We start from the raw sequence: 12,971 nt of genomic DNA on the forward strand, positions 1-12,971 counted from the left end.
CCACCCACGTCATTCTCATACCGCAGTTCATCCCCGAACTGCCAGCGCCTCCGCCTCGCTCCTTGTAGTTCCCTCGTCGACGAGACTCGAACGGCCCTGCGTCGTTGTGCACGCATGCGTGTTGCCAACGCGGAGAGCGTCGGCGCGCGCCTCGAGAACTGCTTTATCAGTGACACGATTTAACCGAATCCGGAGATATATATGAACGCGAAATCACTACTGACTGCTGCCCTGTTGACACTCTCGTTGGGTACGGGCGCTGTGGCCATGGCTGCCAGTGGGACCGGCAACGACGCGAGTCACCCACCGCAAACGCGAGAACACGGTTCCAACATGATGGGCGGCATGGGAATGGGAGGAATGGGCGGCGGCATGATGGGTGGCTGTCCGATGATGGGCGGCAATATGGGTATGGACCCGAAGACCGCGATGCGCATGCACGGGGAAATGATGAAGGCGATGGGCGACATCATGCTCAAGTACTCCGACCAGGCCGGTACGTCTCCATCGAAGTGACGTGGATTTCTTCCCGACACCACTACCCAATCCAATTCCAGAAAGGAAGCAATCGTGAAGTGCAACACAAAGACGATGGTGACGACTGCACTTGCGCTCGCGCTTGTTATCGTACTTGGATATTGGGCGCTGCCTCAGTTCAGAGGTGCTCTCGCTCCATTCATCCTGGTGACCTGCATGCTGGTGTGTCCGCTCTCGATGCTGCTCATGATGCGGGGAACAAAGTCCAGTACCGACAAGCACGACGTGCAGAGTGAAACGGTGACGGGTCCCAAGTCATGACCTGATTCATCACGACACGGACAAGTCACGCGGAGCAGCGCGATATCGCTGCTCGTCACGCTGCTCCGCGACTGATGCGAAGGAGAAAATCATGTTCGACAACGCTCGAATGCTCAACGTCGTCATTGTCATTTTCGCCGTCATTGGCCTCGTCGCTGTGCTCGGTATCGTCGGCATGGCTGTGATGCACGTAAGCATGATGCACGGCATGCGTTCTTGCAGTGAGGCGATGCGTCTCTGGCGATAGCCGCTGGCCTGTGAAAAAGGAGAGTTGCAATGAAAAATCGGATAAGCAAAGAAGAGGAGCATCAGGCGCGCGCAGCGCGTTCCCCGGTACTCATCGCGGCTAGGTGGCGCCTCGTGGTGGTGCTGGTCGTGCTGATTCTTGCGATACCTGCGGCGGTTGTTGTGGGGCCTTTCTTTGCACGGTACCCGGTACTCAGTTCCGCCACCGGGAAAGCGGGCCTGCAAGAGCAGATTCATTCGGAAACTGCGTGGCATGTGGGGATGTTGCGTCCTGATGGGTTGCGCATCATTCCCAGTGGCCGGTCGGATGCTTCACACGTCCTGAACCCGAATCAATTTGCTGATAAGGACGTAAGGCATTCCTACTGGGTTGCGACGCAGATTTCTGCGACGCTCAACAAGCTCTATTGCTGGTGCGGTTGCGAAAATCGCGGCGTACATCGTTCCAATCTTCAATGCTTCGAAGACCAGATGGCGGTGACATGCGCGGTTTGCCAGGGTACGGCAGAGATAGCCTGGCGGATGACACAAGCTGGCGTTCACGACGCGGGCAAGATTCAAGCTGCAGTGGATATGAACTGGGCACCAAACGGGCCAAACGGATAGCAGCAAACGGTTTCGCTAACAATCAACCGCTGAGGAGGATGACATGGAACTGAAATGCGTTGTTGCCATTGTCAGGCTCGATGTAGTGGAAGCATTGGAACGAAAGTTGGGCGCCATTCACATCCATGGCGTGACCGTTACCAAAGTGCGGGGATTCGGCGTACATCCGAATTACTTTGCCGACGATTGGACGACGGAGCACGTCAAGATTGAAATCTTTGCGCAGGCGGAAAACGTCGATGCGCTGGTGAAGACCATCATGGATGTCGCACATGTCGGCGCAAGTGGAGATGGGGTCGTTGCGGTGATTCCGGTGGAGAAATTCTTCCGCATTCGCAGTCAGGCGGAAGCGATACCGTGACTCGATGGCGGACATCGGTCCGCCGTGGTGTGACGCTTGACCTTCCCATTGCGGGAAGGTCTAAAAACAGAGATATACGGCAGATTGGCCGGCCAGACAAAGGCGGCTGCGATGAACATTGGTGAAGCAGCGAAAGCATCCGGTGTGTCGGCGAAGATGATTCGCCACTACGAGCAGACTGCGCTTATCAATCCTGTGGGCCGCACCGGGTCGAATTACCGCGTGTACGGCTCGACCGACATCGAAATTCTTCACTTTGTGAAGCAGGCGCGTCATCTTGGTTTTTCGATTAAACAAATCGCTACCATGCTTGAGTTGTGGCAAAACCGCAGCAGACCGAGCGACGAGGTCGAGAGCTTGATTAATCAGCATCTCGCGGAACTAGACAGCCGAATTCGTGAGATGACGGCGATGAAGGAGACCGTGGAGAATCTGGCGGGCACCTTGCCGCCATTCTCTGCGAGCTTTTGCATGACCTCCCGATGCAACCAGACATTCATAGCGCCGGAATCTTCGGTGTTTCCAGAGTAGTGAAGTTCGGAGGCGAGTTCCTTCCGCGCATCCAGACTACTGTCCAGTCCGAGAAGCTTGAGCAGGTCTACGATTGACGTTCGCCAGTTCAACTGTTGGCCGCTACCTTCCCGCATCTTGGTAAGGACCGCCTCAACGTCGACCGTCGGCATTGGCGCAGCTGAGGGTTGTCAAGTCTGCGCCGAAGCAGTTGATGGCGTCGACGGCGTTCCTGTCGGTACTGTCGCGCTGCCTGGTGCTGATGTTCCGCCTGCCGCCGGGGCAGTTTTCGAGGCAGAGGTTGTATTGGCTGGATGGTCGTGCGGAAAAGTCTTGTTCAAGATAGTTGAAAATATGCTCATTTGTCGCTCCTTGGTCCGTGACCGTCCACTTGAGTCGGTCTTACGGCGGCGCAACGGGCATGCCTAGCGGCCGACATTCCTTCTCGCCCTGCGTTTGAACGCAAGGTACAAGCGATGTCCAACACGACGACATCAGGCCTGGGCCACCGCCTGCGGGGCATCTTGCAGATGCTCCGCACGGCACCTTGGGAGTTGCAGGAAGTGCTCGACGCCGTCGTGGTCGGTGCGTGCAAGCTTGCTGACCAGGCCGTGGCCTCACCCATGTGCGTCGACCCAGGCGCGGGCCCAATCCAAGCCAGCATGTTGCGCGTCCTCTTCACTGTCGAAATGACCGAGGACACCCGATGCTTCGATTAGCTTACCGCTCTTGGTAATGGTCCCGCTTCCCGCATAACGCTCCGGCTGGAGGACGTCTTCCTGCTGAAGGATGGCGTGGCCCCACACGTTGTAGCCGCGATAGCTTTCCGACTCCATCAGCGCCCAACCTTTACCGATGCTCCGCGCGAGCTCACGCGAAGCACATTTCCCTCGGGAGTTATCTGGCGAGGAATGTCCGACATGTCAGGCTCGTTCGCTGGAACGACTTCTTGCATGTGGTGTTGCTTCGCCATGAGCCTCGTTGCTGATGTCGGCGCGCGGCGTGCGTGCACTTTCATTGCATGGGGCGCGACATGCCGACGAGTTACCAGCTTGTGTGCGGCACTGACGCTGTGTGGTGCGGTCGTGCGCGCCTCTGGTGGATTCCACATCTCCGAATATCCGCCAGTTGCGAACGCTGTCGGCGCCATCGTCGCTGCCAGTAACGCCAATCCAATTCTTTTCACGGTTTCTCCTTGCTGGCCGTTCGTTGCAGCCACTCTTTGCAACCAATTGCTTGGCCGACGCACCCGCCGTCACACCCGGGACAATAATGCCGGTCTCGTATGTCGGCGTTGACGCGCCAGACATTGTCGTTCGCCGGACTTGCTGTGCCAACAGTGCGTCCATTCTCGCGCGCATAAAACGTCGGCTCACCAGCTTTGCCGCGCCGGACCGCATCATCGACGCACTCGTCCCCGAAAGCATTACGCATCGCTGACGTGAATGTTGCCACCTCCGGCATCGGATGGCCGACCTTGCGAACACGTGCATCCACGATTCAGCTCCCGATGAAAAGTGTCAGTTCACTATCTCAGAATTGCGTGTACGATACTGTATAAATATACAGGTTTTTTCGATGCCGCATGTCTACTGCTAGCGCTACTGCCGAAGAGATACACCCGTCCTTGTGGCGTGCGTCCCAGCTCGCGCGTGGCCGTGGCCGGGTCGTCGAGACCGGCTATCCCGCGCTGTCGGCTGAACTTCCCGGCGGGGGCTGGCCAGTCGGTGCTCTCGTCGACCTGATGGTGCAGCAAGCCGGGGTGGGCGAACTGCGGCTGTTGCGCCCGGCGCTGAGTGCCTCGGGAAATCGACCGGTTGCATTCGTGCAGCCGCCGCATACCCCTGACGGACTTGGACTCAGCTACATCGGACTTTCCATTGAGCAGGTGCTGCGGGTGAAAGCGCAGAAGACCGCCGATGCGCTCTGGTCAGCGGAGCAGATTCTGCGGGCCGGCAGTTGCAGTGCGCTCATCTTCTGGGCGCAATACGCGCAAGCGTCATCGCTGCGGCGCCTGCATCTGGCGGCACAGTCATCCGAGACGCTTTTCGTGATGGTCAGGCCACTGGCTGCCGCGCAGGATTCATCGCCCGCGCTGTTGCGGCTCGCTTTGAGACCATCAGCCGACGGTCTGACCGTCGACATTGTGAAACGACGAGGGCCCGCCCGCGCAGAGCCTCTGTCGATTCCCCTTCAACCAACTCCTGTTCTGCTTTCCAGACATGCGCGTCTTTCTCGCCGTCCACTTGCCGAAGTTACCGCTCGAGGTGTTCCGACCGAAGTGGTCGTCTGAGCCTGTGCATGGAAGTGCTGTCCTGGAGAAAGACAAAGTGGTCATTACCGACAATGCAGCTCGCGCGGCTGGCGTTCGCCTCGGGATGAAGCGCGGTGGAGTGCTGACACTGTCGCCGGAAACGGAGATGCATGAGCGCGATGCGGCCAGGGAGGCCGCGGCACAGCGGGAGGTGGGCATCGCCCTGATGCGGTTTTCACCTGAGGTTGCCTTGCTTGACGAAGCGACCGTCGTTGTTGAGGTCGGCGCAAGTCGACGCCTTCTATGCACTGGGCGCACCGATGCCCGATGCCGTATACGACGTGCTGCGATACGATGAAGACTATGACGACGCGCTGGCGGTGGTTGACATCCATGACGACGATGACGCTGAGGTCCGACATAGATTCTTTGTTACGGAGCCGGTCAGCGCTCTTCAGAAAATTTTTGAAGAACAGAAGCCTGGCCTAATCGAGTTGCGTCACACCCTTGAATTTTCGCTCCTCGGGTCGCACTGTGGGCCCTTCGAAGTATTGGTCAGCTGTGAGTCAGGGGTGATAGGTCTAGTGGGTCCTGCAAATCTTGTCGCAGAAGCCATGGTCGAATGCACAATGCGAGCGGTATCTGGAGTCCGTTGGAAGTCGCGGTGCGTCTCTTCGCCGGACGCAGACTCGAGCCAAAACCGTCTCGCAACGCATTGAACAAGTCGCCGAACCCAGATGGAACGATTTTGCTCGCCGGCCAGAGGGCAGACAGACGGCGTTGTCGCACCGGACAAAGGAAACTGTTCTCTGCTACCCGGGCTGAATAGAGCACGCGCATTAAATACTGTGGAGGCTGCATGCGGGATTCAAGCGCAAAGCGTTCGGTTGTCCCTCTCGATACCCTGAGAGGGCACATCGCGCAGGCCGTTGCAGTCGCAAAATCCTACGAGCTTCCGGATGTGTGCGTTCGGCTGGGGATTCAATCTGTCGTCAAACCAGAAGACGCGCAGGAGGCTCACGCCAGTAAGCGGCTCTACGTCCGGCGTCGTATCCTCAGTTTAGACGAGTCAGCACTTCTTGAACTTGCAGAAAAGGTGCTTCGCGAATATCCGTCGGAGGACTTGGCAGACTCGTACAGCGAAATGGCGGTTCACGCGGAACACCGGGTAAGCCAGCTCGTTCGTCGTGATGTGCTCAAAGTCCTCAACTCTCTGGACGTCCTGTTCGGCGAACTCCCTGTTACTGAAAGCCTACAGGAAATATTCGGTGCTGACGTCATGCGGGACGGCGAATCATGGTGGGTAGACAACGCGGATTTAGCTGCGCAAATTCAACAGCACTATCTGCGCAACGACGACTGGTCGCACGAGGAACTGCTCACACAATGCGGTGCACTCACATGCAGTCAGGCTCGATTTTTTTCGCTACTGGAGAAGGTTCTGCATCCGGTTACGCGCAGAGACGCAGAGCAGGCCGAGCTGGCTGCTGCAATTGGGCATGCCCTGAAGAGAGACGGATTCACGGTGCGCCAGACGTCTGTTGAGTCGGGCTATGCCATCTACAGCGTCGTTCGCGCCCAAGCAGGCGTCTCCGGCGCGCTGAAAAACCTCATCTTCGCTTCGACGGGTGAAAAGCCCGAGCTTATCTTCCGTGATGCGCTCAACAACGACGTCCAAATCACGAAGAATGCGGACAAGGTTCTCATCTTTGACCGACCACTTCCCAGTTCTGGTCTCCTTTTATGGAAAGACCTTCGCGACTGGTACGCCGAACTTTGCGACCTCACGGATGAGAACAGCGCCAAGGAACAGTTGTTCCGGCGTTTGCGTCAGTCGGTTGAAGATACCCGTTCACCAGGTGAGCTAGCCATCTTTCAAGGCTACTACGAGCGGTTCGGCAAGGAGCTTGGTGACCGCCTCCCAGCGCTGGTGCCGCAGGTCTACCTGCACTACGACCCCTACACCCGACGTCAGCGAGGTGACGAAAAATTTCTGGCGCGCCAGCGCATGGACTTTCTCTTGATGCTCGACCACGGCGTACGCATCGTCATTGAAGTTGATGGTCGTCACCACTACGCCACACAAGACCCGAGTTCACTTGACCGGTATGTCGCCAGTGCGCAACTTTACGCCGAAATGGCGGCAGAGGACCGGCGATTACGCCTGATGGGCTATGAGGTGTACCGCTTTGGCGGATACGAGTTTCCGGACGTCGACCTTGCGAAACGGCAAGTTGGTCTTCGTGCGCAGAAATGTGTCGCCGACTTCTTTGAGCGACTATATGCGAAGCATGGCGTCCGATAACCGGTACTGCCAGCAAATAGTTCAATTCCGTCCACCGGCCTTCGCGACCTCCTTACGGAATTCGCGGTTGGCGACAACTGCAGGCCGTAGCCGCATTTGGATTTGCTTGTAGGAGGTCACGCTACACCCAATGAGCGCCTTTGCGAGATTTCAAACCATAGCCGGCTGGCAACACGACCATCAATGGAATCAAATCTCGCGACGGTGGTCCGCGCCAGAAATCGGATGACGTTTCGTCAATGACCATGACCTGCCCTTTGCTATCGACTGGACCCAGTGCATGAAGAACGATTGCGATGACCTTCTTCATCGACGTCATGCCTTCGATGGATGAAACGACTTTTTTCATACGCTGCGTTTCGACGCCAGGCCCTTCGAGCGTCTCAAAGGCGACATGCAAAACAGAGGGTAGGTTGTCGGGCAGTTGGCGCACTGCGCGGGCTATAGTGGCCTTTACATCTCGCGCTTTCCGCTCAATGGCGCCGTCAGCATCGCAGCTAAATGTCGCTCCGCTCGCCCAATCCACTGTATCCAAGTATGTCGCAAAGTAGCCAGGCAGCACTCCCGAAGTCTTCGTTTTCCCTTCCACTGACAACGAGGTAATTGCATTTTCCGGTACCCAGTCGCCGCCGAGCAAGTGGCGCAACTTTGAGCCTGCCAATTTCACCGAACTCCATGCTAAGTCGGAGTCGAGCTCCGTACGGTCGACGGTTCGCAGGCGAATAGTCGCTTCTTCATCGGACGAAGACGCCTCTGTACCTTTTAGTGGTGACAACGCCATGATGCGCCTCTGCAGCCAATCGCTCGGCAAATTCACTAGCTCGACGTGAACCGCGACGTCCAGCCAAACCAACTGGCCCGCTTCGCGCAAGACAGGGAGGGCCTCGTCCCAATGACGCCTCCAGAGCGCCTCCTCCTCAATCGCATACTGCGAACGCGACGACATTCGTTTGCATTCAACGAGAAGTTGCTGCCCGAGCCTTTCAACGCGCAAGTCAGGCGTCGGGTCAGCTCCCTCAGGAAGAAACTCTACCGTCCACCCACATTCGGCGTACGAAAGCGCCACGAGCACTTCGAAGATGTACCCGTCAGGCTCGCGCATACGGTCTGTCATCGTCTGGCGGAGCTTGCCATCCAGATTCTTCACAGAAATTGAATATCGGAGCTTGCTCCCAATGACGCCAAGGAACGGCAATACTCGAGCGGAGTAGTAGGTCGGCAGCTCGTAGGGGCGTGCAATAGCCAACTCGCATAAGTAAAGGTACCACGCGATGGTGTCGTCGAAAGCTAGCAGAGGAGCGTCGACGCAGCCTACAAATTCGATAGATTTCGTCTGGAACTGCTCGGCGATGGCGTCACGCCGGGAGAGCCAGGCGTCGATTCCGATTTGGGCAACAAAAACATCGAAGGCGCGACGCAAGAGGACGGGGTCCGGCTCGGAGACATCAACGTCCGAGTCAGGTGCAGTAAGCGACGAAACTCTGTCCCATACTGAATGCGGCTGCATTAATTGTTCTAGGCGACGTTCGTTGTCGCTCATTTCAGCGATTGGTGTGGTCACGTTGCGTTTTTCGTTCTGTCGAATCGAACTCAGCAATTTATTGAGGCGGCGAAAGTTCAGCGATTTAACCCCCAGTCGAAGTGAACGCAATTATTGCGCTCGTAAAGTTGCTGCACTTGCGCGCAATGAAATCGTGAACCGAGCCCTCGCCATTTCTTCTCGGCGACTAGACTTGAGCTGGGAACGCGCGACCTAAATCGGTATAGACGGGACGGAGTTCGTCAGGCGTCAGTGGCCACCGTTCGGCAGTCGCAGCAGGTGCGGTTTCTGCCATCAGATACGCTAAGAGTATCCACGCTTGCCGGTAGAGATATTGCGCGTCAGCGCGCCCTTTGACACGTTCGGCAATGAACGGCTTCTTGCCTAGCAAATCAGTCAGACGTTGACGTAGGTCTTCACCTAGGTTTTGGCGAAAAGCCTGCAATACGAGTCGGTTGCTTAGGTCGGTCTGGGGAGCGAAACCGACGTGCTCCGAGTAGACCGTAGCCAGCGTTTCGAGCGCTTCACGCTCAGCCTTAGTTGCCGAATTGAGCTCGTCGACGGCGCTGATGAAGTAGTCATCAACCGCCTCAATCAGCGCCATCCTCTTGGCAACGGTTCGCTCTACCGTCTTGGCAACCTCGGACCCAGGCTCACGCTTATAGATATTGTCGTGCGTCAGTTCACTGTGTGCGTGCTGAAGTAACGTCCGAATTTGCACTTCGCATGGCGTGTCTTTTTGAATCTCAACGCCGGATTCTGTGCGAAACGACTCCGCCGACTTCAGGACATAGTGTGTCGACTGATACGTAAACTCCAACGGCCTAGTTTCGCGTTCCGCTTCGTAATCTCTATCGAGACTACACGCCCATCTGCTGGACTGCTCAATGACGTGCTGAATCTTCTTGATGTCAGATGTAAGCAATACCACGAAGCGGACGCCGACCTTGTCCTCGATACTGACGTACGGGTCCGCGTACGGTTTGTTTCGATGAAACGCTTTACCGATGAGGGAGTCGTCCGTCTTCGTACGGGGTTTCGGCGGAATTTTAAGAAAAGCGTGCGCATCGAAGCGGTCTACCGACGCGTGCAGGTCCGCAATAATCTGATTCTTGACGAATAGACCCCAAGCGGCGTACGACTCCCGCTCGGCGTGCCATCGTGCAAGGAATTCAGTTTCGGTCATTCTTGCGTAGAGATTCGGTCTTTGATGATTACCTGCGTCCACTGCGGCGTGACGCCGTTCTTCGCTTCGCCGTCGATAAGCGACACCGTTACCAGCTTGTCGAACGAGTCTGCAGGACCGCTGATACGGACACGGCTAGCAAAATTGAGCCTGCGCAATTTCATCGCCGACGCAACGTCAGTCGTGTCTTTGTTGACCGCGACCTCTGGAAATCCTTTTTCGACCATGTACGCACGATAGGCGTCGCGCGCATCGGCATCCCCGAAATACGTATCTGCAAAGGATGCGATTCCGACGGTCGGAAGCTGGTCCGCGCGCAAATACGTGATGAGGGCGTTATGCAGCACGATTTTTTCTTCCTCGGGCTTGTCCACCGCTTGGATAAAAGCCTTCGTCAAATCGAAGAATTGCAGTGTTTGACGCGCACTAGACTGGGGAAAACCCAGCCCTAAAAATCCATCGTAGAAATACTTGGCCGCGCCGTACCGGTTCGCCACCGTCAAGGTTTCGTCATAGATGTAGGCGTCCCAACCAGCGGGAAGTTCGCCTTCAACCGGCGCCTGCGGCTCCAAGAAAAGCCCGACCTTGTAGAGCTTGGTCTGCGCGGTCAGCATAAGCGATTTCAAAAACTTGAGCTTTGGCTTTGCGTCTGCAGCTTCCCGCGCCCGCATGAAACCATTATGCACTTCGGCCTTAATGACGCCAACCAGTCGCCGTGCAGGATGGCCGGCGGTGCCGCTAAACACGACGACCACGCCACCCGGAAGGTTGCGGTTCTTTTGTTCGTCAGCGAGCTTGTCGGCGATGCCCCGCGACTCGGCAATGAAACCGGCATCGTCGGCATCGAGAGATGTGGACGCGCGATGAACGAGGCTCTCCGCGCTCGCCTTCACGATGGACATCTGAACGCATCGCGTTGCGCTGGTCATAGCAGTTACGACGCGGTCTCGAAGTGCCTCAGCGGCTTCGTCGTCCAGCACCTCGAGTTCGTCTCCAAACTCGGGTTGCACTTTGTTCCCGTCATTACCGCGCTTGAAAACCTCGTGCAGAATCACACGTGAAATCGTGAGGTTGAGAAGCTGCATCGGCCCTCCAGCCTTTATATTTTTGAGATTCGGCGCGTATCTGAGCGCCAGACCGCTGGCGATTGTAAGCCAATGTTGGTTGCTCAGCGCGCGCCGTTGTCAAAAGCCTCCGTTGGGCAAATTGCCATTTCGTTAGATACCAATCTGCCCCGACTGATTGGCACGACTGCGCCTGTAGGCGTAAGCAAAGCAACTGGTAGTCGCAGCACAGACATCGCCTCAAACGAATTTCTTTCAATTCTGTAAGTTTGGGGGGCTTTCATGTATGAAGCGCTACCCTGCAGTTGACCCGCAAGAAAAATTTATATACTGTATAAATATACAGCTCTGCGGCTTCAGTTACGGTAGCTGGTTGGTACAGTAAGACGGGATTAGGGGCGCGACGTCCTGGTAAGGTCGCTGGATGGGACGGCGATGCGCTCGATGTCCGTGAAAATCCCGCTAAGTGCTGAGTTTGGATGAGGGTTAGCCACAGACCACCGCCGCTCCGCCTTGCCTGGCGGGGCTTTCAGCGAAATGCAGAGTGCGACGTCTGTAGGGTGCATTAAAGGGTTGTGCGACACCGGTAGGGTGTACGCCCCCTGAAAAGGCCGCCGGCCGCAGCTGATTTTCTATCGAAAACTCGTCGAACCAAGTCGGAAACGACAAGAGTAGGGTGTATTTCGTGACATCAGTGGGGTAACGACACACGCAGAATGCGCTAAGCCCTTTTGTTTTTTGCGGCCTTGTCGTGTCCCGACTTCCTTCATCCTTTGAAGGATGAGCGCGTCAACATACTTGGCCTGCGGGTCATGGCGCGTTCGACCGGGTCGGTTTGGCGAGCCCATTGACGCACTGCCTCGTTCTGGTCGGACGGGCGGCGGTGCGTCATTGGTTTGTCATCTACGTCCGACCGCGGAGTTGCCCTGTGAAACATCGTCGTACCCTGCCAGTCTCCCCTTCTGCCCGTCCGCCGCGCCGCTGCTTCTGCGTGTATGCGGAGCGCCGCGCATGACTGGTCTCCTGTTCGAACTTGGCATCATGCTGGTCGTCATTCTGGTGGCGGCCGAGCTCTTCACCAATGCGCTCGAGCATCTGGGCGAACGCCTCAAGATTTCCGAAGGCGTAACGGGTTCGCTATTCGCCGCTGTCGGCACAGCGCTGCCCGAGACGCTAGTGCCGCTGCTCGCGATCGCGGGCGGCACGACGGATAGCGCGGTCAATCAGGAGATCGGCGTCGGCGCGATTCTCGGCGCGCCGCTGATGCTCTCCACCCTCTCCACCTTCCTCATGACGCTTGCGATTCTCGGTTCACGCGGCGCGCGCGGCTGGGTCGCGCCAGAGCGTACGGGCTTCACGCGCGACCTCAACTATTTCCTGTGCGCGTTCGTGCTGGCCGCCGCAGCGATGTACGTGCCGCATGAGCAGATGATGGTGCGCGCGTTCTTCAGCGTGGCGCTGGTCGGCGTGTACGTCACTTATGTGGTGATGACCTTCCGCGCATCGAATGATCTGGTCGATGCCGGCCACGGCACCGAAGCGCCGGGCAAGATGCTGATCTCGCGCCTTGGCGTGCCGACCAACCTCGCGACCATCGTGGTGCAACTGGCGCTGGCCGTCGCGCTGCTGGTGTGGGGCGCGGAAGGCTTCATCCATGGTGTGCGCGGCGTGTCGCAGGCGCTTGGGGTGTCGCCGCTGCTGCTCTCGCTGCTGATCATTCCTATCGCCACCGAGCTGCCCGAGAAGGTCAACAGCATTCTGTGGATTCGCCGCGGCAAGGACACGCTGGCGTTCGGCAACATCACCGGCGCGATGGTGTTCCAAGGCACCTTGCTGCCAGCGATCGGTATTCTGCTGACGCCGTGGGTGCCGCGCATCGAAGTGGTGACCGGCATCGTGATCACGCTCGCGTCGGCGGCGTGGCTGCGGCTCAACGTGCGCGAGCGCGGCGTGCCGGTGTGGGCGTTGCTGGTTTGCGGCGCGCTCTATGCCACGTATCTGGCGATTACGCTGAGTCGCTAGACAAGGCGCTAAAGCCAGTCATAGCGCGACAACTCTAACAACCGCTGAAGGCCGCTTACGAATGGCCTTCAGCGGTTCA

The 12,971-nt window shown here is 57.4% G+C and carries 16 protein-coding genes, 1 pseudogene and 1 riboswitch; of the genes and pseudogenes, 11 read left to right on the forward strand and 6 right to left on the reverse strand.

The features are described from left to right. The first annotated feature begins 201 nt into the window (after positions 1 to 201). From P0D80_RS16855 to P0D80_RS16880, 6 genes are all read left to right on the forward strand, one after another. Positions 202 to 516 carry a hypothetical protein gene (locus P0D80_RS16855; protein WP_408285512.1) on the forward strand — a complete coding sequence of 105 codons (315 nt, stop codon included), beginning with the start codon at positions 202 to 204 and terminating at the stop codon, positions 514 to 516. Positions 517 to 570: 54 nt separating this feature from the next. Continuing rightward, on the forward strand, positions 571 to 798 hold the full coding sequence (locus P0D80_RS16860; protein ID WP_408285514.1) for a DUF2933 domain-containing protein: 228 nt from the start codon (positions 571 to 573) through the stop codon (positions 796 to 798). 91 nt (positions 799 to 889) lie between these two features. Beyond that, a complete protein-coding gene (locus P0D80_RS16865; RefSeq protein ID WP_159938934.1) occupies positions 890 to 1,045 on the forward strand; it encodes a hypothetical protein in 156 nt (51 codons plus the stop codon). 29 nt (positions 1,046 to 1,074) lie between these two features. Continuing rightward, positions 1,075 to 1,650 (forward strand): PCYCGC motif-containing (lipo)protein, encoded by a 576-nt coding sequence (locus P0D80_RS16870; RefSeq protein WP_408285516.1) that lies wholly within the window; start codon positions 1,075 to 1,077, stop codon positions 1,648 to 1,650. Between the two features lie 43 nt (positions 1,651 to 1,693). Further along, positions 1,694 to 2,011: a P-II family nitrogen regulator gene (locus P0D80_RS16875; protein ID WP_408285518.1), complete on the forward strand. Its 318-nt coding sequence runs from the start codon at positions 1,694 to 1,696 to the stop codon at positions 2,009 to 2,011. Positions 2,012 to 2,047: 36 nt separating this feature from the next. Beyond that, a complete protein-coding gene (locus tag P0D80_RS16880) occupies positions 2,048 to 2,542 on the forward strand; it encodes a MerR family DNA-binding protein (protein ID WP_408285521.1) in 495 nt (164 codons plus the stop codon). On the opposite strand, the pseudogene P0D80_RS16885 reads toward P0D80_RS16880, so the two are convergent. Then, positions 2,449 to 2,883, reverse strand: a pseudogene (locus P0D80_RS16885) (DUF3597 domain-containing protein); the annotation flags it as partial. The gene P0D80_RS16880 and the pseudogene P0D80_RS16885 sit on opposite strands and share 94 nt — an antisense overlap. 114 nt (positions 2,884 to 2,997) lie before the next feature. On the opposite strand from P0D80_RS16885, the gene P0D80_RS16890 reads away from it, so the two are divergent. Next, positions 2,998 to 3,240, forward strand: a complete 243-nt coding sequence (locus P0D80_RS16890) for a hypothetical protein (protein WP_408285722.1) — start codon at positions 2,998 to 3,000, stop codon at positions 3,238 to 3,240. Here P0D80_RS16890 and P0D80_RS16895 read toward each other — a convergent pair. After that, on the reverse strand, positions 3,139 to 3,357 hold the full coding sequence (locus P0D80_RS16895) for a hypothetical protein (protein ID WP_408285524.1): 219 nt from the start codon (positions 3,355 to 3,357) through the stop codon (positions 3,139 to 3,141). The genes P0D80_RS16890 and P0D80_RS16895 overlap by 102 nt on opposite strands. 346 nt (positions 3,358 to 3,703) lie before the next feature. Then, positions 3,704 to 4,018, reverse strand: a complete 315-nt coding sequence (locus tag P0D80_RS16900; protein WP_408285527.1) for a hypothetical protein — start codon at positions 4,016 to 4,018, stop codon at positions 3,704 to 3,706. 88 nt (positions 4,019 to 4,106) lie between these two features. Between P0D80_RS16900 and imuA the strand changes: the two genes are divergently transcribed. The 3 genes from imuA to P0D80_RS16915 all read left to right on the forward strand — a co-directional run bounded on the left by imuA (position 4,107) and on the right by P0D80_RS16915 (position 7,080). Next, positions 4,107 to 4,814, forward strand: a complete 708-nt coding sequence (imuA, locus tag P0D80_RS16905; RefSeq protein WP_408285528.1) for a translesion DNA synthesis-associated protein ImuA — start codon at positions 4,107 to 4,109, stop codon at positions 4,812 to 4,814. Continuing rightward, positions 4,744 to 5,133, forward strand: coding sequence for a Y-family DNA polymerase (locus P0D80_RS16910; protein WP_408285530.1), 390 nt, complete (start codon positions 4,744 to 4,746; stop codon positions 5,131 to 5,133). The genes imuA and P0D80_RS16910 overlap by 71 nt, the downstream gene beginning before the upstream one ends. Before the next feature lie 501 nt (positions 5,134 to 5,634). Beyond that, the gene (locus P0D80_RS16915; protein ID WP_408285533.1) at positions 5,635 to 7,080 is read left to right on the forward strand and encodes an AbiJ-related protein; all 1,446 of its coding nucleotides are present in this window, start codon (positions 5,635 to 5,637) and stop codon (positions 7,078 to 7,080) included. A gap of 121 nt (positions 7,081 to 7,201) precedes the next feature. Here the strand turns inward: P0D80_RS16915 and P0D80_RS16920 are convergent, their stop codons facing one another. From P0D80_RS16920 to P0D80_RS16930, 3 genes are all read right to left on the reverse strand, one after another. After that, positions 7,202 to 8,731, reverse strand: coding sequence for a hypothetical protein (locus P0D80_RS16920; RefSeq protein WP_408285535.1), 1,530 nt, complete (start codon positions 8,729 to 8,731; stop codon positions 7,202 to 7,204). A 76-nt stretch (positions 8,732 to 8,807) separates the two neighbouring features. Next, entirely contained in the window at positions 8,808 to 9,806 is a 999-nt protein-coding gene (locus tag P0D80_RS16925; RefSeq protein ID WP_408285538.1) for a GTP pyrophosphokinase, read from the reverse strand. Next, positions 9,803 to 10,891 carry a nucleoid-associated protein gene (locus P0D80_RS16930; RefSeq protein ID WP_408285541.1) on the reverse strand — a complete coding sequence of 363 codons (1,089 nt, stop codon included), beginning with the start codon at positions 10,889 to 10,891 and terminating at the stop codon, positions 9,803 to 9,805. Before P0D80_RS16930 ends, P0D80_RS16925 begins: the two co-directional genes overlap by 4 nt. 735 nt (positions 10,892 to 11,626) lie before the next feature. Beyond that, a riboswitch (yybP-ykoY riboswitch) is annotated at positions 11,627 to 11,785 on the forward strand. A gap of 96 nt (positions 11,786 to 11,881) precedes the next feature. On the opposite strand from P0D80_RS16930, the gene P0D80_RS16935 reads away from it, so the two are divergent. Then, positions 11,882 to 12,892 (forward strand): sodium:calcium antiporter, encoded by a 1,011-nt coding sequence (locus tag P0D80_RS16935; RefSeq protein ID WP_408285544.1) that lies wholly within the window; start codon positions 11,882 to 11,884, stop codon positions 12,890 to 12,892. Positions 12,893 to 12,971 lie beyond the last annotated feature (79 nt).

The sequence above is a fragment of the Paraburkholderia sp. RL17-373-BIF-A genome (assembly GCF_046030175.1).
Taxonomy (GTDB): domain Bacteria; phylum Pseudomonadota; class Gammaproteobacteria; order Burkholderiales; family Burkholderiaceae; genus Paraburkholderia.

Excerpts from the sequence above, each read along its gene's own strand:
- P0D80_RS16855 (WP_408285512.1), top strand. The coding sequence starts at position 202 with ATGAACGCGAAATCACTACTGACTGCTGCCCTGTTGACACTCTCGTTG.
- P0D80_RS16865 (WP_159938934.1), top strand. The coding sequence starts at position 890 with ATGTTCGACAACGCTCGAATGCTCAACGTCGTCATTGTCATTTTCGCC.
- P0D80_RS16870 (WP_408285516.1), top strand. The coding sequence starts at position 1,075 with ATGAAAAATCGGATAAGCAAAGAAGAGGAGCATCAGGCGCGCGCAGCG.
- P0D80_RS16875 (WP_408285518.1), top strand. The coding sequence starts at position 1,694 with ATGGAACTGAAATGCGTTGTTGCCATTGTCAGGCTCGATGTAGTGGAA.
- P0D80_RS16890 (WP_408285722.1), top strand. The coding sequence starts at position 2,998 with ATGTCCAACACGACGACATCAGGCCTGGGCCACCGCCTGCGGGGCATC.
- P0D80_RS16895 (WP_408285524.1), bottom strand. The coding sequence starts at position 3,357 with ATGGAGTCGGAAAGCTATCGCGGCTACAACGTGTGGGGCCACGCCATC.
- imuA (WP_408285528.1), top strand. The coding sequence starts at position 4,107 with ATGTCTACTGCTAGCGCTACTGCCGAAGAGATACACCCGTCCTTGTGG.
- P0D80_RS16910 (WP_408285530.1), top strand. The coding sequence starts at position 4,744 with ATGCGCGTCTTTCTCGCCGTCCACTTGCCGAAGTTACCGCTCGAGGTG.
- P0D80_RS16915 (WP_408285533.1), top strand. The coding sequence starts at position 5,635 with ATGCGGGATTCAAGCGCAAAGCGTTCGGTTGTCCCTCTCGATACCCTG.
- P0D80_RS16925 (WP_408285538.1), bottom strand. The coding sequence starts at position 9,806 with ATGACCGAAACTGAATTCCTTGCACGATGGCACGCCGAGCGGGAGTCG.
- P0D80_RS16930 (WP_408285541.1), bottom strand. The coding sequence starts at position 10,891 with ATGCAGCTTCTCAACCTCACGATTTCACGTGTGATTCTGCACGAGGTT.
- P0D80_RS16935 (WP_408285544.1), top strand. The coding sequence starts at position 11,882 with ATGACTGGTCTCCTGTTCGAACTTGGCATCATGCTGGTCGTCATTCTG.